Source organism: Rahnella sp. 1L-D-7-B-C2, assembly GCF_057290995.1.
Genome location: NZ_JBXAVQ010000001.1, coordinates 251,489 through 272,243 on the forward strand (window position 1 = coordinate 251,489; position 20,755 = coordinate 272,243).

Below are 20,755 nucleotides of genomic sequence, written 5' to 3' on the forward strand. Positions count from 1 at the left end.
CGTGCAAATAGAACCGTTACCGCCCCTGAACACGCTGGTGGCGTTTGAATGCGTGGCGCGCTATTGCAGCTTTTCCCGCGCCGCCGAAGAGCTGAACCTGACGCAGAGTGCCATCAGCCGCCAGATTATCCAGCTGGAAGAGATGCTCGGCTGTAAGCTTTTTCAGCGTGCGCAGCGCAAAACGACGCTGACGCCGCGCGGAGAGACCTATGCACAACAGGTGCGCAAACTGCTCGGCGACATTTCGCAGTCAACTGCTGAAGTCATGGGCTGGAACGGTCTGCCGCAGGTGACGCTCGCCTGTACCAGTGCGATGAGCGGGCTCTGGCTTTCGTCGCGGCTTTCCGCACTGCGCCAGCTGATGCCTGATTTACAAATCCGCATGAAAATCTCCGACAGCTTTTCCGACCTGAAATCCTCAGAATTCGATCTGGCGATTTTCTACCTGCGCGAACCGCCTGCGGGTTATCACGTTGAGGCACTGTTTGATGAAGTCTGTTATCCGATGTGCTCACCGGAATTCCTCAACCGCCTTCCCCCACAGGCCAGCGCGGAAGATTTGCTGGAGCAAACATTGCTGATTCAGGACGATCCACAACGTGAGTGGACCGGCTGGCGGGACTGGTTTGCCTCGCAGGATATCAGCCACGTCTCGCCCCGCCGCACCTGGCGCGCCAACAACTACCCGTTTCTGGTGCAGTCTGCGGTGCTGGGGGATGGCATTTTGCTGGGCTGGGAAGGACTGGTGCAGGATTACGTCAACAGCGGGCAACTGGTCGCTGCGCATCCGGGCAAGCTGACCGCCGCCGGAAAATGCTACATGCTCACCCCGCAGGACAGATTCCTTAAACCGGTGGTGCATAAGGTGATTAACTGGCTGAAAAAACCATGAAACTTAGCCCCCCTGCGAAGGGGGGAGTTAAAAATAATAATAATCTTATATGTTAGTTATATATCCGTCGGCGGAACTTTATTCCTTTCCAGATATCTGCGTTTTCTCGCAGAATTCATGCCAATTAATGTGAATAAAAGCCAGAATGACTGCGAAATACAGGAAGCAAGGTTAAAATCATGGCTTAAAGAATACAGCCCAAACACACCGCCGATAATATTAAGATATGCGTAACTATTAGCATCAACCGCTAGTCTGCGCATCTGCACCAACGCATATGCCAGAAGATAGCAAAATACGCCAATTAACCCGACCACCGTATGCAGCTCCACCGGTCATTTCCCTTTGCGAACATTCATTACCCAGAAAAATAAAGCTTTTCAGGGTGTTCTGCCGCGCATTTTTCGCATACCCTCATGATTAATTCTCATGCAAGTAACGCAGAGTGTTTTGATATAAATCAGGCAGGCAAACCATTGCGCCCATTAGATACACCAGGGATATTCACTTGCACCTATAAAATTCCAGCACGCCACCATGGAGAAAATTAATGAAAGATAATAATTCCCCTTTGACGAAATTAATGCAGGATGCACAACTTAGCCGTCGCGGCTTTATTACCAGCGCTTCTGCTGTGGGTATTACCACTGCATGGGGATTATCGCCTTTCTCCGCGTTTGCAGCCGAACCTAAAAAAGGCGGCGTATTAAAACTGGGTATGTCAGGCGGAAATACCAGTGATACGCTCGACCCGACATTATTCAGCGACTGGGTGCCCTTAAATCAGGCATATATGCTGATGAACGGCCTGATTGAAATAGACGAAAATAACAAAGCTACGCCGGAACTGTTCTCTCAATGGGAGGCTAAACCGGGTGCGGCGGAGTGGGTATTTACCGTCCGTGAGGGCGTCACTTTCCACAACGGCAAGAAGCTCGACGCCGACGACATCCTCTACTCCATCAACCTGCATCGCGGCGACAAATCCAAAAGCGCCATCAAAACTCAGCTCGCGCCGATTACCGGCCTCACCAAACAGGGCGACAACCAGATCCTGATCACCCTTGACGGCGGCAACGCCGATCTGCCCTATCTGCTGGCGGATTACCATCTGGTGGTCGTCCCCAACGGCTTTACCGACTGGTCGCACCCGATTGGCACCGGCGGTTTCATTTTTGATCAGTATGAACCGGGCGTACGTTCGCTGTTCAAACGCAACCCAAACTACTGGAAACCGGATCGCGCCTTTGTCGATGCCGTAGAAGTGCTGGTGATCAACGATCCGACCGCGCGCACCAACGCCCTGATCTCCGGACAGGTACACGCCATTAACCGCGTTGATTTTAAAACCGTCGATTTCCTCAAACGCAGCCCGGCGCTCAATATCATCCGTTCTGCCGGCGGCCAGCACTTCACTTTCCTGATGGATTGCAGCGTTGCGCCGTACAACAATAACGACGTTCGCATGGCGATAAAATACGGCATCGACCGGCAAAAAATTCTCGATACTGTGCTGCGCGGCTACGGCTCATTGGGTAACGACCACCCGATCCCAAAAACCGACCGCTTTTTCAATCACAGCCTTGAGCAGCGCGCTTACGATCCCGAAAAATCAAAGTTTTACCTGAAAAAAGCCGGTCTGACCGATCTCAAAATAGAGCTGTCTTCCTCCGATGCTGCCTTTGCCGGTGCGTTAGACGCCGCCGCGTTGTTCCAGGGACAAGCACAAAAAGGCGGTATTCAGGTCAACATCAAACGCCAGCCCGCCGACAGTTACTGGGACGACGTGTGGATGAAAGCACCGTTCAGCATGGGCTATTGGGGTGGCCGACCGACGGCGGATCAGATGTTCTCCACCGCCTATCAGTCCACCGCAAAATGGAACGATACCCACTGGAAAGATGAGAAGTTCGACGCACTGCTCCTTCAGGCGCGTTCGCTGCTCGATGAAAGCAAACGTGCAGAAATCTATGGCGAGCTGCAAAGCATCGTCCGCGACGACGGTGGTGCGATGATCCCGCTGTTTGGTGATTATCTCGACGCCGCCAGCAAAAAAGTCGGCGGTATCAAACCGCACCCGATGTTTAATTTCATGGGTGGTCGTCTGGCCGAGCGCGTCTGGCTGGAGGCATGATGAAGAAGAAGATTTTACAGCGTGTACTGTTAGGCATTATCACGCTGTGGCTGGTGTCGGTGCTGATTTTTATCGGCACCGAGATGTTACCAGGTGACGTGGCGACGGCCATTTTAGGCCAGAGCGCCACGCCGGAAACCGTGGCGGCACTGCGCCTGCAGTTGGGGTTAGATGAACCGTCTGTGCTGCGTTATCTGCACTGGCTGGCGGGCATCATGCACGGTGATTTAGGGCACTCGCTGGCTAACGGACGTCAGATAAGCGATGAGCTGCTACCCCGCCTGGCTAACACGCTGTTTCTGGCAGGTTACGCTGCGGTGATCGCCATTCCGCTGGCGGTTGGTTTAGGCATCGCCTCGGCCATCTGGCGCGGTTCGGTTTTTGACCGTCTGGCGAATACCCTGACGCTCATCAGCATTTCCGTACCGGAGTTTTTCGTCGGCTACATTCTGGTGATCGCCTTCGCCATCCGTCTGACCTGGTTTCCGAGTCTGGCGATGGTTGACAGCTCCTCCACCCTGGCCGAACGGCTTTATGTCTGCACCCTGCCGATGCTCACCCTGACGCTGGTGGTGCTGGCGCATATGCTGCGTATGACCCGTGCTTCGGTAACGGCGGTGATGTCCAGCCCGTACATTGAAAGCGCGGTGCTCAAAGGTATCCCACGCTGGCGCATTGTGGTTTCGCACGCCCTGCCCAACGCCCTCGCACCGATCATCAACGTGGTGGCCTTTAACCTCGCGTATCTGGTGGTCGGGGTGATTCTGGTAGAAGTGGTGTTTGTCTATCCCGGCATCGGGCAGTACATGGTGGATGCAGTGACCAAGCGTGATCTGCCGGTGGTTCAGGCCTGCGGTCTGCTGTTTGGCGGTACGTACATTTTCCTCAACACCACCGCCGATTTACTGGCGATCTGGTGCAATCCACGCCTGCGCCATGCGCGCTAAAAAGAGGGACATCATGAACCGATATTTCATCAATATCCCGCTGTCGGCCTGGATTGGCATTGTGATTATTGCGGTGAATTTGCTGGCGGCGGTATTTGCGCCGTGGCTCGCGCCGCACAGCGAAACGGAACAGGTCGGCGATATCTGGCTGCTGCCTTCTGCCGCCACGCCGTTTGGCACCGACAGCCTCGGGCGGGATATGCTCTCCCGCATTCTGTTTGGCGCCCGCACCACCATCGCCATCGCGCTGACCATCACCTTCAGCTCCTTCATCATTGGCATCGTCACAGGCTTTACCGCCGCAATTTACGGCAGATGGGTGGACGTTGTGCTGTCACGCATTGTCGATACCGTGATGTCGATTCCGGTGCTGATTTTCGCGCTGATAGTCCTTTCGGTGATGGGCACCTCGATCCCGGTGCTGGTACTGACCATCGCCCTGCTCGATGCCACCCGCGTGTTCCGTCTGGCGCGTCTGGTGGCGCAGGCGATTGTCTGTCAGGAATATGTTGAAGCTGCGCGTCTGCGTGGTGAAGGCCTGCGCTGGGTGCTGTTTAAAGAGATCCTGCCCAACGCCTTGCCGCCGCTGCTGGCAGAATTCGGGATGCGTTTCTGCTTTACCTTTCTGTTTATCGCGGGCTTGAGTTTCTTAGGATTAGGCATCCAGCCGCCGTATGCAGACTGGGGCAGTATGGTGCGCGACAACGCGCAGGCCATTAACTTCGGCCAGTTCGCTCCGCTGTATCCGGCGGCGGCGATTGCCCTGCTGACCATTGGCGTTAATCTGGTGGTCGACTGGCTGCTGGCCCGCAACAGCCTGCCGCATGGAGATGAAGCATGACCCGTACAATTTTGGAGATGCGCGGACTGCGTATCGAAACCCTCGACGGCTCCCCGCTGGTGCAGGATATTTCGCTGAAACTGGCGGCGGGCGAAGTGCTCGGGCTGATTGGCGAATCCGGTGCCGGTAAATCGACTATCGGGCTGGCAGCGCTGGGCTATGCGCGTCAGGGCTGCCGGATTGCCGGGGGCGAAGTGTTTCTCGACGGCACCGACATCGTTTCACAACCTTCCCACGTTAAACGTCAATGGCGCGGACGCCGCGTGGCATACGTCGCGCAAAGCGCCGCCGCCTCGTTTAATCCTGCGCTGACTATCGAAAAACAGGTCTGCGAAGGCCCGATCCGTCACGGTCTGATGAACAAAGAAGAGAGCCGCCAGTGGGCAATTTCGCTGTTCCGCTCGCTGGATTTGCCGGATCCGGAAAACATCGGCAAGCGTTATCCGCATCAGCTTTCCGGCGGACAACTGCAGCGCGCGATGGCCGCGATGGCGATGTCCTGCAAGCCTGATTTGTTGATCATGGACGAACCCACTACCGCGCTAGACGTCACCACGCAAATTGAAGTGCTGGTGATGCTGCGCAAACTGGTGCGCGAGTTCAACACCGCCGCGCTGTACATCACCCACGATCTGGCCGTGGTTGCCCAACTTGCCGACCGCATTATGGTGTTGCGTCACGGCAAAGAAGTGGAAACCGGCGATACGCAAACCATTCTGGAACATCCGCAGCAGGAATACACCCGCAGGCTGGTGGCCGAGCGTGAACACGCGTTGATGCCGCTGACAGATGGCCATGCGTCCTCAGGCCAGCCGCTGCTATCCATGCAAAAAATCAGTACCGGTTACAACGGGCAGCGCGTGGTGCATGACGTGAGTCTGCAACTGCCGCGCGGCAAAACGCTGGCGATCATCGGCGAATCCGGCAGCGGAAAAAGCACGCTGGCGCGAGCGCTGGTTGGGCTGTTGCCGGATACCGAGGGCACGACGGATTTCGACGGTATGTCGCTCTCGCACAATTATCAGAAGCGCGACAAAGAGACGCTGTGCCGGATGCAGATGATTTATCAGCTTCCCGACGTGGCGCTCAACCCGCGCCAGACATTGCTGGATATCATCGGCCGCCCGCTGACCTTCTATTTTGGCATGAACAAAAAACAGGTTCGTGAACGTGTGGAAGAGTTGCTGCGTCTGACCGAGCTGCCGGTGAAGCTTCTCGACCGGCGCCCCGGCGAACTCTCCGGCGGGCAGAAGCAGCGCGTGTGCATCGCCCGCGCGCTGGCCGCACAGCCGGAGCTGATTATCTGTGATGAAGCGACGTCAGCGCTCGATCCGCTGGTCGCAGAGGAAGTACTGAATCTGCTGCGCCGGTTGCAGCAACAGTTCGGGCTTTCGTACCTGTTCATCACCCATGATCTGGGGACGGTCAAACGCATCGCCCATCAGGTGGCCGTGATGTATCAGGGCAAAGTGGTCGCCAGCGGCGATACCGATGTGGTCTTTCGCGCGCCAATGCACAGCTATACCGAAAAACTGCTGACCTCCGTACCGGAAATGCGCACCAGCTGGCTGGACGACGTCCTCGCCCTGCGCAATGTTTCGCTTCCGGCGTCAGCCATTCCTTCGACAGGAGTCTTATGAGCACCAAACGCATCGTGACCGAATTCCCTCACGCCGTCACCGTGACCGAACATCTGTGGATCCCGCTCAGCGACGGCACGCGTCTCGCCGCCCGCCTGTGGCTGCCGGATGACGCCGTACGCCAGCCGGTTCCGGCAATCCTCGAATACATCCCCTACCGCAAACGCGACGGCACCCGCACCCGCGACGAACCAATGCACGGTTTCTTTGCTGGCAACGGTTACGCGGTGGTGCGCGTAGACATGCGCGGCAGCGGCGAATCCGATGGCCTGCTGGCCGACGAATATCTGTTGCAGGAGCAGGACGACGCGCTGGAAGTGATCGACTGGATCACGCAGCAACGCTGGTGCAGCGGCAACGTCGGCATGATGGGAAAATCCTGGGGTGGATTTAACGGTTTGCAGGTCGCCGCGCGCCGCCCTGCCGCGCTGAAAGCCGTCATCACCGTCTGTTCCACCGATGACCGCTATGCCGACGACATTCACTACAAAGGCGGCTGTTTGCTCAACGATAACCTTTGGTGGGGCGGCATTATGCTGGCCTACCAGAGCCGTCCGGCAGATCCGGCGCTGTTGGGTGAAAGCTGGCATAAAGACTGGATCAACCGTCTGGAAAACATGCCGTTCTTTCCGGCTTTGTGGATGGAGCATCCGCTGCGCGACGCCTACTGGCAGCACGGTTCGGTGTGCGAAGACTGGTCGGCCATTCAATGTCCGGTGATGGCGGTCGGCGGCTGGGCAGATGCCTACAGCAACGCCGTATTCCGTCTGATGGATAATTTACAGGTGCCGCGCCGCGCCATTCTCGGCCCTTGGGCACATATTTACCCGCAGGACGGTACGCCGGAACCGGCTATCGGTTTTCTGCAGGAAGCGGTTCGCTGGTGGGATCACTGGCTGAAGGGTGAAGACAACGGCGCGATGGACGGCCCGATGATCCAGACCTGGTTGCAGGACAGCCAGCCCCCGTCGGCGATGCGCCCGGTCAGTTGCGGCGAGTGGGTCGGATTTGATCGCGGCACAGCCAGCAATGTGCATCACAGCCCGCGCTGGCTGACGCGCGGACAGCTGAATACCCAACCAGACGCCGACGCAGGTGTCATCAACATCTGTTCACCCCAGAACCACGGCCTGATGGCCGGTGAATGGATGGGCGCAGGCGTACCCGGCGAAATGCCGCCGGATCAGCGCGTCGACGACGGCATGGCCGAGTTTTTCGACGGTGAACCGCTGGCCGAACCGCTGACCATTTTCGGTTTCCCGCAGTTCACCGTTGAGTTGAGCAGCGACAAACCCGCCGCGATGCTGTACGTCCGTCTTTCCGATGTCGCCCCCGACGGTTCGGTCAACCGCGTCACCCACGGCTGGCTAAACCTGTCTCATCTTCAGGGTCATGATAAATCTGTCCCGCTGACTCCCGGCCAAAAAGTGAAAGTATCGGTGCAACTGGACGGCATCGCCCACCGCTTTGCCGCCGGAAACCGGATGCGAATTTCGCTGGCCACCACTTTCTGGCCGATGATCTGGCCGATGGCGGAAGCCGCGACGCTCACCCTCGACTTGCACAGTGCGCAGCTTAGCCTGCCGGTGTGTGCTGAGCCGGTCAGCATTCCGGGGCCGATTGCCGAACCGCAAAGCGCCGCTCCGACGCCGCAAACATTGCTGTCACCGGGCCGCGTGGACCGCAACATCACCTATGATTTCCTCACCGACAGCTGGACCAGCGTCACTCACGGTGTCGGCGGCGTGTTCGGCGAAGGCGTCTATCGGTTCGACGATATCGATACCACGGTGGATCACAGCCTGCGTCGCGAGCTGACGGTCAGCAACGGCGACCCGCTTTCAGCGCGCTATTTGCTCACACAAACCATGAAAATGGGCCGCGAAGGCTGGTGGATGGAAGCCGTCATCACGCTGGAAATGCGCAGCGACCTGACGCACTTTATTGTCAGCGGCGACATGGTGGTGAGTCTGAACGGGGAGGAAGAAGTGAGCAGGTACTGGCATCAGAGAGTGGCGCGGTAAGAGGCTAACCGTTTTTTAAGGTCAACGTCTACACCTTGGACTGCCGCAAGATCCAGCTCAACGGAGCGGCTTTGGGGGATGCTGCAAAACTTCCTGCAATCTCACGCTGCGCCACGTTACAAATCCTGACCGACTGACATTGACCAGTAACAACAATTTGCTGGTCAAGCGTTGTTCGCTTTGCAAATATAACAATACGTTAACTTTGTGAAGTGAATACGATGACCGAATTTGTAATTGCCGTACCCAAAACGCCTTCTCTGGCCGTTGAAGGCCAGAGTGCGCGTTTCCCCTTACGCCGCGTTTACTGCGTAGGTCGCAACTATTCCGAGCACGCCCGCGAAATGGGCCACGACCCCGATCGCGAGCCGCCATTCTTCTTCTCCAAGCCTGCCGACGCCGTGGTTCCGGCCAGCGGCAGCGTGCCTTATCCGACCCTGACTGAAGATTTGCATTACGAAGTCGAACTGGTCGTGGCGATCGCTCAGGGCGGTAAAAATATCGCTGTCGCCGATGCGCTTTCGCATGTCTGGGGTTATACCGTAGGCGTGGATCTGACCCGTCGCGACCTGCAGGCACAGGCCAAAAAAATGGGTCGTCCGTGGGATTTTGCCAAAGGCTTTGATGCCTCCGCACCCGCCAATCCGCTGCTTCCGGTCAGTCAGACCGGTCATCCAGCAACAGGAAAAATCTGGCTGGACGTGAATGGTGAGCAGCGTCAGCGCGGCGATTTAAGCGATCAGATCTGGCAGGTGGCGGACGTCATCAGTTACCTGTCGCAGGCGGTAGAATTGCAGCCCGGCGATTTGATTTACACCGGCACGCCTGCGGGCGTCGGTGCAGTGCAGCGCGGTGATGTGATCACCGGCGGCATCGAAGGCCTGAGCGATTTCAGCTTTACGCTGGCCTGAGTAATAACGGATGCCTGAACTCAGGCGTCCGTTTCACCGATTTTCTTCTTCATGTCTTCTTCGATCAGCGGGATCAATTTTTCAAACGCGCAAGCGCTGGCCGGGTCAAACAGTGACAGCGTCTCAATCTGGCTGAGCAAAATCACTTTGCGGAAGTTCAACACGTTCACCGGCTCCGATACCGGCGTGATGTCGTGATCCCTATAGTAGCGGGCATAGTTGTGCTCAACGCGCAGCTCCAGGGTGTCTTTATCGCAATAGCCGCTGACCATCGGGATAACCACCACGTTGTCCGAGGAAGACGTTTCACAACGCGCGGTGTGCACCATGCCAATGTAGACGCGGCGCGACTGGAGCGTGATAAACACCATATCGCCTTGCTCCATGCACTGATACAAAATCCCCTCTACGCCGTTGGCGCGCGTCAGCTGCTTATAAAGCTTTCTGCGCCCGGCGGTGTTGAGCCGCAGGCCGGCTGACCAGGTGGTACGCACCAGACAAAGCATCACCGACACCGCCAGCATAATCACCACCGGTGCCTGAATACCGAGGAAACTCCAGTTGATGAAATCGCGGTGATAATGCACGTCCTGATGCAAATGCGGCAGCGCGGGCAGCCAGTTAATCACCCCGGAAATGCCCCACAACGCCATGTACACCAGCGCAATAACCAGCACGCCCTGCAAGACGAAAATGCAGCCGTAAAGCGCTACCAGAAAATAGACGTCCCAGCCGAAGGTACGTTTGAGTTTGAAACGCGATGAGATGTCGCGGGTGGTGTACCAGTACCCGCAGACCATTAACACCATGAAGACCGCCGTCGCCATTACAGCACGCTCATGCGTTTGACGTGACGGGCGAAGTCTTTCTGCATGTCCACGTTGGCGGGATTTACCGAAGCGGTACCGTTTTCATCAATTAAAATGCGTTCGCCTTCTTCCAGCGTATTTTCAATATCGGCGGCGCTGAACAACCCAAGAAATTGCTCGGGGCTGGAAAAAATTTGTAGCAGGATCCTAAACATGCGGCTCTCTTGTCTTTGCAAAGACCTAAGACTAGTCAACTGAGAAAGAAATGGGGGAAACACCGGGCAGTTTAGGAGTATTTACTTTTATAACGCTGATGCCGCGACATAAAAAAGGGCCGCCTTGCGGCAGCCCTGAGTCTTCATCGTCATAGAGCGGGAAGATTTACTTCACTTCTGCGCCATCGTGATGCGCGTCTTCATGTGCCATCTGAGCTTCTTTGACTTCGGCCGCGCGTTTACGCAGACCAATCCAACCCAGCACCAGCAAAATGATCAGCACCGGAATGGTCGCGATCGTATAGGTGCCGTTCGGGTAGTCAAACGCCATCAGTACCAGCACGCTGGCCAGGAATATCAGCGTCAGCCACGAGGTAAAGGGGGCCCACGGCATCTTAAAGGACACGTCTTTCGCACGGCCTTCTTTGATTGCAGTACGCAGCTTCATCTGGCAGACAATGATAAATGCCCATGAACTGAGGATGCCCAGTGACGCGACGTTCAGAACAATTTCAAACACCTGTGATGGCACGTAGTAGTTCAGCACCACGCCGATGATGTAAATCCCGACGGTTACCAGAATGCCCGCGTAAGGCACCTGCTGCGCACTCATTTTCGACATGAATTTCGGCGCAGATCCGCCCATCGACAGTGAACGCAGAATACGACCGGTGGAATACAGGCCAGAGTTCAGGCTCGACAGTGCGGCAGTCAGCACCACGATGTTCATGATCGTGCCGATATACGGCACACCCAGCTTACTGAAGAAGGTCACGAACGGACTCTGACCCGCCTGATAGGCATTCCACGGCAGCAACAGAACCAACAGCACCACGGAACCGACGTAGAACAAGGCGATACGCCAGATCACGCTGTTAATGGCTTTCGGCAGTACTTTCTCAGGATCTTTAGTTTCGCCCGCCGCAGTACCGACCAGTTCTATCGCCGCGAAGGCAAAGACTACGCCCTGCACAAGCACCAGCGCGGGTAACAGGCCGTGCGGGAATATCCCGCCGTTATCAGTTATCAGGTGTAAACCGGTGGCATTGCCCGCGAGCTCTTTGCCGGTGCCGAGGAACACCACGCCGACCACCAGGAAAATGGCAATCGCTGCAACTTTAATCAGCGCAAACCAGAACTCCATTTCGGCGAACCATTTCACGCCGATCATATTCATGGTTGCGACAATCGCCAGCGCGCCAAGCGCAAACATCCATTGCGGAACATCACCGAAGGTTCCCCAATAGTGCATATACAGAGCCACTGCGGTGATATCGACAATCCCGGTCATCGCCCAGTTGAGGAAATACATCCAACCGGCCACGTAAGACGCTTTTTCGCCAAGGAACTCACGCGCGTAGGAAACAAAGCTGCCGCTGGTCGGACGGTGTAGTACCAGTTCGCCCAGCGCACGCAGGATGAAGAATGAGAAAATACCGCACACCGCATAGACGATGGCCAATGCCGGACCGGCCATCTGCAAACGTGCGCCCGCACCGAGGAACAAGCCGGTGCCGATAGACCCCCCGATAGCAATCATCTGAACCTGACGATTGCCCATACTTTTGTGATACCCGTCGTCGTGCGAATCCAACCAGCGTCTTTTAGCAGCGCGTTTAGCCTCTGCCGACTTTTTATGAGACTTCATTCGATCTTGTTCTCCAAAAAATGACCTTCGCCTGACGTCTGACGCTGCAAGCAACCGATTGCAAGCCTCGACGTTTACGTGGTTTATCCACTGTATTTTTTTAAGCCGGAACTGTTTTCAAGCAATAACGGCGAAGGATGCTACCTTTTCTGACTAAGCGAGGCAAAAAAAACGTAATTAAAAATTGTTATCACTCATATTTCGCAGGACGAATTTTGTGTTTCCGTGCGGTCAGGACGGCGCCTTTGACTGGCTCTCTTTACGTACCCGCTCAATGTTGATTGACAGGTACATTACCTCTTCGGTGGTGAGTTCGCGCTGATACTGCGCGGTCAGGTATTCGCCGATTTTGTCCGCGCAGGCCCATGCCTGCGGATAGTTATCTTTTACCGCAACGTGCAGCGTCATGTCGTCGTCGGCGACCACTGTGCGGTTGAACATCCGCTGGGCAAAGAATTTAAGATGTGTCACAAACCGCTGATAGCTCAGCGCTTCTTCGTCATATTCCAGACGCAGCTGATATTTCACCAGATTGAGGATTTCCTGCATGACGCGGGTGATTTGCGCCACTTCCGGCATTTCGCCGTTAAGCTGAGCGTTGACCAGATGCAGCGCAATGAAGCCCGCTTCGTCCACCGGCAGACGCACGCCAAGACGGGTGTCGATGATGTCCAGCGCTTCCAGCCCCAGCGCATATTCTTTCGGATACAAGCGGCGGGTTTCCCACAGCAGCGCATTGCTGATTGGCACGCCCAGCTTCTGACGCTCTATGGCAAAGTTGCAGTGATCGGTCAGCGCAATGTACAAATTCTCCTGCAATTTTCCCAGACGACTGCGCGCCAGCGAAATGATCAGATCACAGGTGGTCATCACTTCCATCGGAATGTGCGACAGCAGTTCAGTCAGATGCGCGACCAGCTCGTCATTTTGTAAGGCGAAGATTTTCTCGATTTTACTGTCATCAAGCTCATCCCCCGCTTTCTTCATAAACGCCAGCCCGCGGCCCATGACGACCTGCTCGCGCTGCTGCTCGTTTATGACAACCACCACATTATTATTGAGTATTTTGGCGATTTTCATCATGACTCCCTGAAAACAAAAACCTGACCATCCAAAAAGATGATCAGGTTAAATCAATCGCTCAGCGTATTACACTGATAAATCAGATTACGATTTTAACGAAGCACCGTTGGATTTAATCACATCGGTATACCAGAAGAAGCTTTTCTTACGGCGACGTTCCAGCGTTCCGTTCCCCTGATCGTCTCGGTCAACGTAAATGTAGCCGTAGCGTTTTGAGAACTCTGCTTTCGATGCGCTGACCAGGTCTATCGGGCCCCAGCTGGTGTAGCCTATAACTTCAACGCCGTCTTCAATCGCTTCGCGAACCTGAACCAGATGATCGTTAATGTACTGAATGCGGTAATCATCATTGATGCTGCCGTCGACTTCCACGTTATCGCGGGCACCCAGACCATTTTCCACAATAAATAACGGTTTCTGGTAGCGGTCATATAATTCGTTCATCAGGAAGCGCAAACCTTGCGGATCAATCTGCCAGCCCCATTCGGAACTTTGCAGATGCGGGTTTGGCACCATATTTAAAATATTGGCGCGCGCTTTAACATTTAACTCTTCGTCGGTGGTCACACAGCCAGTCATGTAATAACTAAAAGAGATAAAGTCGACCGTTTCTTTCAGTGCCTGTTTATCTTCAGCAGTGATATTTATTTCCATACCACGGTCTTTAAAGAAGCGCTGCATATACGCGGGGTACGCACCGCGCACCTGCACATCGCCAAAGAACAACCAGTCACGGTTTTGTTGCAGCGTTTCCATCATGTCAGCCGGTTTGCAGGTCAGCGGATACAACATCCCGCCGAGCAGCATATTACCGATTTTAGCATCCGGAATTATCTCGTGGCAGGCTTTCACCGCTTTGGCGCTGGCCACCAGCTGATGATGGATCGCCTGATAAATCTCCTGCTTGCTGCTGTCTTCCGGCAGGCCGACGCCAGTGAACGGGGCATGCAGCGACATATTGATTTCATTGAAGGTCAGCCAGTACTTAACCTTATTTTTATAGCGACTGAACACCGTACGGGCATAATTTTCGAAGAAACCGATGGTATCGCGGCTGCCCCAGCCTCCGTGTTTTTTCACCAGACCGTATGGCATTTCGTAGTGGGAAAGCGTCACCAGCGGCGTGATACCGTATTTCGCCATTTCATCGAACAGGCGATCGTAGAAAGCCAGACCGGCTTCATTTGGCTGCGTTTCATCGCCCTGCGGGAAAATTCGCGTCCAGGCAATCGACGTACGCAGAACCGTAAAGCCCATCTCAGCAAACAGCTTCATGTCTTGCGGATAGCGGTGATAGAAATCGATAGCCACGTCTTTAACGCCGAAATCACCTTCAACACGTTCCTGTACCGGACCGAAAACGCCCTGCGGTTGCAGATCTGACGTGGACAACCCTTTACCGTCGGTCAGGTATGCGCCTTCCACCTGATTGGCAGCGACTGCACCGCCCCATAAAAAACCGTTTGGGAATTGCTTGTTCATATGAACCTCCTGGCTCTGGTCGTTAACGTAATAAAGTTAATAAAGGCATTTGTTCGCTGACGTCCTGACCGACACCGGCCGGGATGACGTCGAGATAATCGTCGCTGTTGGTAATAAGCACCGGCGTCGTCAGGTCGTACCCTGCATCGGTAATACCCTGTATATCGAACTCAAGCAGTAAATCGCCCTGCTTAACCACCGCGTCCACCGCGACGTGCGGCGTGAAGAATTTGCCGTCGAGCTTCACCGTATCAATGCCGACGTGGATCAGGATTTCAGCGCCGTCCTCGGATTCAATTCCGATGGCGTGATGCGTTTTAAACAGGGAGGCGATGGTGCCGTTGACCGGTGAAACGACACGCCCGATGATTGGCACGACAGCCACGCCTTTACCCAGCAAACCGCTGGCAAACGTCGGGTCTTTCACCTCTTCAAGCGCTACGCACGGGCCGGTCATCGGGCTGCCAATCAGCGTTTTACCGCGCGGTGCCTGTATCGATTCCGCGACCACTTTGGGATCGGCAGGCTGAGCAGGCGCTTCTTCTTTCATGCCGAAGAACCAGGTTGCCAGCGCGGCAAAGAGAAGCGCAACAACGGTGCCGACAATCGCGGCAGTCACGCTCTGGTCAAAGCCGGTTGGCGGGATCACCTGGGTGAAAGTGAAAATACTGGCGAAACCGAAGGAGTAGGCGGTGGTCTGGAAATACCCGAGGATCGCCCCGCCCAGCGCTCCACCGACGCAGCCAAAGATAAACGGGCGACGACGCGGTAAGTTGATGCCGTACACCGCCGGTTCAGTGATGCCGAAAATCCCGGCGCTGATGGCTGAACCCGCCAATGCTTTTGTGCGTGCATCTTTGGCGCGCAGCATCACGCCGATGACCGCGCCAACCTGCCCCATCACCGCAGGCAGTAAAAGTGGCAGCATGGTGTCATGACCGAGAATACTGAAGTTGTTGATCATCAATGGCACCAGCCCCCAGTGCAGGCCGAAGATCACACAGACCTGCCATAGCGCGCCCATAAAGCCACCCGCCACCAGCGGACTGATGTGATAAACGAACTGATAGCCGTTCGCCAGCTGCTGGCTGGCCCACGTGGCCACAGGGCCGATGACCAGGAAGGTCAGCGGGACAATTACCATCAGACAAATCAGCGGGGTGATAAAATTACGTACTGCGCCAGGCAGGATTTTCATCGCCCGTTTTTCCAGCCAGCTGGAAGCCCACGCCGCAAGGATCACCGGGATAACCGATGAGGCATAGTTAATGAAGACCAGCGGAATACCGAAGAAATGCTCGTTATGTGCGCTGGCCTGCTGGGCATCGAAGGCGGAGATCATCAGCGGATGCACCATCGCACCGCCGATCATCATCGTGACAAACGGATTACCGCCGAATTTTTTACCGGCAGTAAAACCAATCACTAATGGGAAGAAATAGAACATGGCGTCGCTGGCTGCGAACCAGACTTTGTACGTCCCGCTCTCCGGCACCAGCCAGCCACAGGCCAGCGACAGCGCCAGAAAACCTTTGAGAATACCCGATGCGGCCATGATGCCGATAAACGGGGTAAAAATGCCGGAGATGATATCAATCGCCCTGGCGAAAAGGCTGCCCTTATCCCCCGAGTCTTCCCCACCGTCTTCTGAAAGCGAGCTGCTTTTTATCAACGCTTCGTACACTGCGCCAACATGATTGCCAATCACGACCTGAAACTGACCGCCGCTTTCCACTACCATTATCACGCCGGGATTTTTTTTCAGGCCTTCTGCATCGGCCTTATGCGTATCTTTCAGTTTAAAACGTAAACGGGTAGCGCAATGGACCACGCTGTTAACGTTCTCTTTTCCACCGACACCGCGAAGAATTTCTTCGGCTAAGCTTTTATATTCCATGGTGTTATCTCATCAGAGTAATGGCATCGTGCACAACATTGCCGGTATTTTTAACGGGGCGGCCGGCCCCTGAATTCAGGCCAAAAAAAAACCTAAACGTCCGGCCTCTCCGCGTTAGGCGAAGAGACAAGAAGTTTAGGTTTTGCCTGTCAGACAGTAACAATCCTGCTTTCTGACAATGATTCTCAGTCGAATCGTCTACAGAAACAAGCCGTAATAATGGGTAAAACATGGAAATGTGACCCGCTTCCGGTTTTGCGCAGAAGTGTGATGTGGCGCGTTATTTAACAGATGCAGCGACAGACTCCAGACGTTAAATAGCTCATTTAACGTTGAAAATTTAGTGAGCCGGATATCACGGCCTTGGTAACCGTTTACCCGTTACGCTATAATTCATCGTCGCGGCAAAATCCGCGATCGGGATTCTCAACCTGAATGTTCACTGGCGACATGGAATGCGCACTCGCATTTCACGTCTGAGTCTGCGCACACCTATTGCCTGTACAAACAACAAGCAATATCTCAATGGTGGCTCAGGCGGGGCTGACTTAGGTCAGGCCGGTATCCAGTAGAACCGGTGTTGAGAACCCCGTCAGGGCTACCACCAGTGAGATTCTCAACTCCAGTGGTCGCCATAAATCTAATCTACTGGACAATGTTATATGAAAGACAAGCCAAGGCAGGCACTCCCCCCTCTTCTGTTTATTGTGCGCCCCCGTTCTCCAAAGGTGGCCGTATTATGATAACCAGAGAAGACTGGCATCCCGCCGATATCATCGCGGCAATCCGCAAGAAAGGTTCAACGTTGACGGCGCTCTCTCGTGAGTCCGGACTGGGTTCTTCCACACTTTCTAACACCCTGTCACGACGATGGCCTAAAGGCGAAATGATCATCGCGCAAATGATTGGTGTTCCGGCCTGGGAAATCTGGCCAAGCCGTTACTACAATGCCAAGGGTGAGTTAGTTGTGCCGAAGTTGCGTACCCCTAAAGCGGAAGCGTAATCCGTGACGCGGTGGAAGCCTGTCTTTCACCGCAATTTGTCCTATGGTATTGATTCCTTTGTGGTGAACTGCAAAAAGCAAAACGGACGCGAAAGCGCCCGTTAGGAATTTTATTGTCAAACGACCGGTTTTATTCTTCCGCGCGAGAAAGTCCAAAGTGCTTATACGCATGATTGGTCGCCATGCGGCCACGCGGCGTCCGCTGAATAAAGCCCTGCTGGATCAGGAAGGGTTCAATCACATCCTCAATCGTTTCCCGTTCCTCACCAATCGCTGCCGCCAGGTTATCCAGCCCCACCGGGCCGCCGGAAAATTTATCAATAATGGCCAGCAATAGTTTGCGGTCCATGTAATCAAAACCTTCGGCATCGACGTCAAGCATATCCAGCGCGCCGTTGGCGACATCACCGTTAATCGTCCCGTCGCCTTTAACTTCGGCGAAATCGCGCACGCGGCGCAGCAGACGGTTGGCGATACGCGGCGTACCGCGAGAACGGCGGGCAATCTGATGCGCGCCCTCTTCTGACAGTTCCAGCCCCAGGCATAATGCGCTGCGCCCGACGATGTGTTGTAAATCGGCCACCTGATAGAACTCAAGTCGTTGCACAATACCGAAACGGTCGCGCAACGGCGACGTCAGCGAACCGGCGCGTGTAGTAGCACCAATCAAGGTAAACGGAGGTAAATCGAGTTTGATGGAACGCGCGGCAGGCCCTTCGCCGATCATGATATCCAGCTGATAGTCTTCCATCGCAGGATACAGAATCTCTTCAACCACCGGCGACAGACGATGAATTTCATCAATGAACAGCACGTCGTGTGGCTCAAGGTTGGTCAGCATCGCCGCCAGATCGCCAGCTTTTTCCAGCACCGGGCCAGACGTGGTGCGCAGATTCACGCCCATCTCATTGGCCACGATATTGGCGAGCGTGGTTTTACCCAGCCCCGGCGGCCCGAAAATCAGCAGGTGATCGAGTGCATCTTTACGTTGCTTAGCCGCCTGAATAAAGATTTCCATCTGCGAACGGACGTGCGGCTGGCCGACATACTCCGACAGCAGCTTCGGGCGGATCGCACGGTCAATGACTTCTTCTTCCGTAGTGAAGACTTCGGACGAAATCAGGCGGTCAGCTTCGATCATCTCTTACCTCACAGCGCAGCGCGCAGCGCCTCTCTAATCAACGTTTCGGATTCAGCACCCGGTTTGGCAACTTTGCTGATCATCCGGCTGGCTTCCGGTGGTTTGTAACCCAGTGAAATCAGGGCTGCGACGGCTTCGCCTTCGGCATCAGATTCTTTAGTTTTCGACGACGATGCAGGTAGCGTGATATCAGTATGATTGTTAAATAGATCACCGTTTAATCCTTTAAACCGGTCTTTCATCTCGACAACCAGGCGCTCTGCGGTTTTCTTACCCACACCCGGTAACTTAATTAACGCGGTGATTTCTTCCTTTTCCACCGCACTGACAAACTGTTGAGCCGACATGCCTGATAAAATCGCCAGCGCCAGTTTTGGCCCGACACCGTTGACTTTAATCAGCTCACGAAACAGCGCACGTTCTTGTTTGTCATTGAATCCATACAACAGTTGCGCATCTTCGCGGACGATAAACTGCGTGAAGATGATAGCTTCCTGACCCAGGTCCGGCAATTCGTAAAAACAGGTCATCGGCAACTGCACTTCATAGCCCACGCCGTTGGTTTCCAGCAGCACCAAAGGTGGCTGCTTTTCCAGAATAATGCCTCGTAGTCTGCCTATCACGTTCATTTTCCTTATCGGGTCAAAAACTGCGATGTTTATATCATAAAAAAGGCTGGATGGATATCCAGCCTAATGGACTTGCGGCGTCTATCGCATACGCCCGCGCGCCATCTGTAATTTGTCCGTACTAAGACGGATTGCGTTCTGGCTCATATGGCAATGCGTAATAGCAATAGCCAGCGCATCGGCGGCATCCGCCTGCGGATTAGCCGGTAATTTCAGCAACGATCGCACCATATGCTGAACCTGCGATTTCTCTGCGGCACCTGTACCCACAACGGTCTGCTTAACCTGTCGCGCAGCGTATTCAAACACCGGTAAATCCTGATTCACGGCGGCGACAATCGCCGCACCGCGTGCCTGGCCGAGTTTTAACGCGGAATCGGCGTTTTTCGCCATAAATACAGATTCGATGGCAAAAAAGTCAGGCTGGAACTGGGTAATGATTTCCGACACACCGGCGTAAATCAGTTTCAGACGCCCGGGCATATCGTCCACCACGGTGCGGATACAACCGCTGCCGAGATAGCTCAGCTGACGCCCTGTCTGGCGGATAATGCCATAGCCGGTAATACGCGAACCGGGGTCGATCCCCAGAATAATAGCCATAGCCGCTCAACGCCTTGTGTTGTCGTTTTTATTAGAAAGTGGGGAGAGTATAAACTGCTGCGGGATAACAGGATAGCCAGCCGGTGGAAACCACCGGCTGCACGGAAATTACAGAGTTTCTGCAATCTCGTCTGAGATTTCACCGTTGTGGTAAACCTCTTGTACATCGTCACAATCTTCCAGCATGTCGATCAGGCGCAACAGTTTAGGCGCAGTGTCTGCATCCATGTCGGCTTTGGTCGATGGGATCATAGTGACTTCTGCGGAGTCGGCTTTGAAACCGGCCGCTTCCAGTGCGTCTTTCACATCGCCCAGACTTTCCCAGGCTGTGAACACGTCAATCGCGCCATCGTCATAAGAGACGATATCTTCTGCGCCCGCTTCCAGAGCGGCTTCCATCACCACATCTTCATCCAGACCCGGCGCAAAAGAGATCACACCTTTTTTGGAGAAGAGGTAAGAAACGGAACCGTCAGTGCCCAGATTGCCACCGGTTTTGTTGAAGGCGTGACGCACTTCAGCCACGGTACGGTTGCGGTTGTCACTCAGGCATTCCACCATGACTGCTGAACCACCTGGACCGTAACCTTCATAAATGATGGTTTCCATGTTGGTATCGTCATCGCCGCCCACGCCACGCGCGACGGCGCGGTTCAGGGTGTCACGGGTCATGTTGTTAGACAGCGCTTTATCGATAGCTGCGCGAAGACGCGGGTTAGCCGCCGGATCGCCACCACCGAGTTTTGCTGCCGTCACCAGTTCACGAATGATTTTGGTGAAAATTTTGCCACGCTTAGAATCTTGCGCCGCTTTGCGGTGCTTGGTGTTGGCCCATTTACTGTGACCTGCCATAACA

19 protein-coding genes are annotated in these 20,755 nt (G+C 54.8%); 8 read left to right on the top strand and 11 right to left on the bottom strand.

Annotation, left to right across the window (positions count from 1 at the left end):
- The first annotated feature begins 1 nt into the window (after position 1).
- Positions 2-892 (top strand): LysR substrate-binding domain-containing protein, encoded by an 891-nt coding sequence (locus AC0Z7K_RS01130; RefSeq protein ID WP_413528566.1) that lies wholly within the window; start codon positions 2-4, stop codon positions 890-892.
- Between the two features lie 56 nt (positions 893-948).
- Here the strand turns inward: AC0Z7K_RS01130 and AC0Z7K_RS01135 are convergent, their stop codons facing one another.
- Positions 949-1,224: a CBU_0592 family membrane protein gene (locus tag AC0Z7K_RS01135; RefSeq protein WP_485612389.1), complete on the bottom strand. Its 276-nt coding sequence runs from the start codon at positions 1,222-1,224 to the stop codon at positions 949-951.
- Positions 1,225-1,442: 218 nt separating this feature from the next.
- Between AC0Z7K_RS01135 and AC0Z7K_RS01140 the strand changes: the two genes are divergently transcribed.
- From AC0Z7K_RS01140 to AC0Z7K_RS01165, 6 genes are all read left to right on the top strand, one after another.
- Positions 1,443-3,026: an ABC transporter substrate-binding protein gene (locus tag AC0Z7K_RS01140; protein WP_413528564.1), complete on the top strand. Its 1,584-nt coding sequence runs from the start codon at positions 1,443-1,445 to the stop codon at positions 3,024-3,026.
- Entirely contained in the window at positions 3,026-3,973 is a 948-nt protein-coding gene (locus AC0Z7K_RS01145) for an ABC transporter permease (RefSeq protein ID WP_485612391.1), read from the top strand. Before AC0Z7K_RS01140 ends, AC0Z7K_RS01145 begins: the two co-directional genes overlap by 1 nt.
- A gap of 13 nt (positions 3,974-3,986) precedes the next feature.
- On the top strand, positions 3,987-4,814 hold the full coding sequence (locus AC0Z7K_RS01150) for an ABC transporter permease (protein WP_413528563.1): 828 nt from the start codon (positions 3,987-3,989) through the stop codon (positions 4,812-4,814).
- Positions 4,811-6,454, top strand: coding sequence for an ABC transporter ATP-binding protein (locus tag AC0Z7K_RS01155; protein WP_485612392.1), 1,644 nt, complete (start codon positions 4,811-4,813; stop codon positions 6,452-6,454). Before AC0Z7K_RS01150 ends, AC0Z7K_RS01155 begins: the two co-directional genes overlap by 4 nt.
- Positions 6,451-8,478, top strand: a complete 2,028-nt coding sequence (locus AC0Z7K_RS01160; RefSeq protein WP_485612394.1) for a CocE/NonD family hydrolase — start codon at positions 6,451-6,453, stop codon at positions 8,476-8,478. Before AC0Z7K_RS01155 ends, AC0Z7K_RS01160 begins: the two co-directional genes overlap by 4 nt.
- A 221-nt stretch (positions 8,479-8,699) precedes the next feature.
- Positions 8,700-9,389 carry a fumarylacetoacetate hydrolase family protein gene (locus AC0Z7K_RS01165; protein ID WP_485612395.1) on the top strand — a complete coding sequence of 230 codons (690 nt, stop codon included), beginning with the start codon at positions 8,700-8,702 and terminating at the stop codon, positions 9,387-9,389.
- A 20-nt stretch (positions 9,390-9,409) separates the two neighbouring features.
- Here the strand turns inward: AC0Z7K_RS01165 and AC0Z7K_RS01170 are convergent, their stop codons facing one another.
- The 6 genes from AC0Z7K_RS01170 to bglF form a co-directional block, all read right to left on the bottom strand.
- Positions 9,410-10,216, bottom strand: coding sequence for a hypothetical protein (locus tag AC0Z7K_RS01170; RefSeq protein ID WP_413528559.1), 807 nt, complete (start codon positions 10,214-10,216; stop codon positions 9,410-9,412).
- The gene (locus AC0Z7K_RS01175) at positions 10,216-10,413 is read right to left on the bottom strand and encodes a hypothetical protein (protein ID WP_413528558.1); all 198 of its coding nucleotides are present in this window, start codon (positions 10,411-10,413) and stop codon (positions 10,216-10,218) included. Before AC0Z7K_RS01175 ends, AC0Z7K_RS01170 begins: the two co-directional genes overlap by 1 nt.
- 166 nt (positions 10,414-10,579) lie before the next feature.
- Complete coding sequence (gene ansP, locus AC0Z7K_RS01180) at positions 10,580-12,061, bottom strand: L-asparagine permease (protein WP_413528557.1); 1,482 nt, start codon at positions 12,059-12,061, stop codon at positions 10,580-10,582.
- A 231-nt stretch (positions 12,062-12,292) separates the two neighbouring features.
- Positions 12,293-13,141: a transcriptional antiterminator BglG gene (bglG, locus tag AC0Z7K_RS01185; RefSeq protein WP_485612860.1), complete on the bottom strand. Its 849-nt coding sequence runs from the start codon at positions 13,139-13,141 to the stop codon at positions 12,293-12,295.
- Positions 13,142-13,228: 87 nt separating this feature from the next.
- A complete protein-coding gene (locus AC0Z7K_RS01190; protein ID WP_485612397.1) occupies positions 13,229-14,626 on the bottom strand; it encodes a glycoside hydrolase family 1 protein in 1,398 nt (465 codons plus the stop codon).
- 22 nt (positions 14,627-14,648) lie between these two features.
- A complete protein-coding gene (gene bglF / locus AC0Z7K_RS01195; RefSeq protein WP_485612398.1) occupies positions 14,649-16,523 on the bottom strand; it encodes a PTS beta-glucoside transporter subunit IIABC in 1,875 nt (624 codons plus the stop codon).
- A 739-nt stretch (positions 16,524-17,262) separates the two neighbouring features.
- Here bglF and AC0Z7K_RS01200 point away from each other — a divergent pair.
- Entirely contained in the window at positions 17,263-17,526 is a 264-nt protein-coding gene (locus tag AC0Z7K_RS01200; RefSeq protein ID WP_413528554.1) for a helix-turn-helix domain-containing protein, read from the top strand.
- Positions 17,527-17,656: 130 nt separating this feature from the next.
- Here AC0Z7K_RS01200 and ruvB read toward each other — a convergent pair whose 3' ends face one another.
- From ruvB to AC0Z7K_RS01220, 4 genes are all read right to left on the bottom strand, one after another.
- Positions 17,657-18,667 (bottom strand): Holliday junction branch migration DNA helicase RuvB, encoded by a 1,011-nt coding sequence (gene ruvB / locus AC0Z7K_RS01205; protein WP_112164421.1) that lies wholly within the window; start codon positions 18,665-18,667, stop codon positions 17,657-17,659.
- A gap of 8 nt (positions 18,668-18,675) precedes the next feature.
- Positions 18,676-19,290 carry a Holliday junction branch migration protein RuvA gene (gene ruvA, locus AC0Z7K_RS01210; protein WP_413528553.1) on the bottom strand — a complete coding sequence of 205 codons (615 nt, stop codon included), beginning with the start codon at positions 19,288-19,290 and terminating at the stop codon, positions 18,676-18,678.
- Positions 19,291-19,377: 87 nt separating this feature from the next.
- Positions 19,378-19,899 carry a crossover junction endodeoxyribonuclease RuvC gene (ruvC, locus tag AC0Z7K_RS01215; RefSeq protein ID WP_056769506.1) on the bottom strand — a complete coding sequence of 174 codons (522 nt, stop codon included), beginning with the start codon at positions 19,897-19,899 and terminating at the stop codon, positions 19,378-19,380.
- Positions 19,900-20,007: 108 nt separating this feature from the next.
- A complete protein-coding gene (locus AC0Z7K_RS01220) occupies positions 20,008-20,751 on the bottom strand; it encodes a YebC/PmpR family DNA-binding transcriptional regulator (RefSeq protein ID WP_112164422.1) in 744 nt (247 codons plus the stop codon).
- Positions 20,752-20,755: the final 4 nt, after the last annotated feature.

Coding starts and splice junctions, on each gene's coding strand:
- AC0Z7K_RS01140 (WP_413528564.1), top strand. CDS start 1,443: ATGAAAGATAATAATTCCCCTTTGACGAAATTAATGCAGGATGCACAA.
- AC0Z7K_RS01145 (WP_485612391.1), top strand. CDS start 3,026: ATGAAGAAGAAGATTTTACAGCGTGTACTGTTAGGCATTATCACGCTG.
- AC0Z7K_RS01150 (WP_413528563.1), top strand. CDS start 3,987: ATGAACCGATATTTCATCAATATCCCGCTGTCGGCCTGGATTGGCATT.
- AC0Z7K_RS01155 (WP_485612392.1), top strand. CDS start 4,811: ATGACCCGTACAATTTTGGAGATGCGCGGACTGCGTATCGAAACCCTC.
- AC0Z7K_RS01160 (WP_485612394.1), top strand. CDS start 6,451: ATGAGCACCAAACGCATCGTGACCGAATTCCCTCACGCCGTCACCGTG.
- AC0Z7K_RS01165 (WP_485612395.1), top strand. CDS start 8,700: ATGACCGAATTTGTAATTGCCGTACCCAAAACGCCTTCTCTGGCCGTT.
- AC0Z7K_RS01170 (WP_413528559.1), bottom strand. CDS start 10,216: ATGGCGACGGCGGTCTTCATGGTGTTAATGGTCTGCGGGTACTGGTAC.
- AC0Z7K_RS01175 (WP_413528558.1), bottom strand. CDS start 10,413: ATGTTTAGGATCCTGCTACAAATTTTTTCCAGCCCCGAGCAATTTCTT.
- ansP (WP_413528557.1), bottom strand. CDS start 12,061: ATGAAGTCTCATAAAAAGTCGGCAGAGGCTAAACGCGCTGCTAAAAGA.
- bglG (WP_485612860.1), bottom strand. CDS start 13,141: ATGAAAATCGCCAAAATACTCAATAATAATGTGGTGGTTGTCATAAAC.
- AC0Z7K_RS01190 (WP_485612397.1), bottom strand. CDS start 14,626: ATGAACAAGCAATTCCCAAACGGTTTTTTATGGGGCGGTGCAGTCGCT.
- bglF (WP_485612398.1), bottom strand. CDS start 16,523: ATGGAATATAAAAGCTTAGCCGAAGAAATTCTTCGCGGTGTCGGTGGA.
- AC0Z7K_RS01200 (WP_413528554.1), top strand. CDS start 17,263: ATGATAACCAGAGAAGACTGGCATCCCGCCGATATCATCGCGGCAATC.
- ruvB (WP_112164421.1), bottom strand. CDS start 18,667: ATGATCGAAGCTGACCGCCTGATTTCGTCCGAAGTCTTCACTACGGAA.
- ruvC (WP_056769506.1), bottom strand. CDS start 19,899: ATGGCTATTATTCTGGGGATCGACCCCGGTTCGCGTATTACCGGCTAT.
- AC0Z7K_RS01220 (WP_112164422.1), bottom strand. CDS start 20,751: ATGGCAGGTCACAGTAAATGGGCCAACACCAAGCACCGCAAAGCGGCG.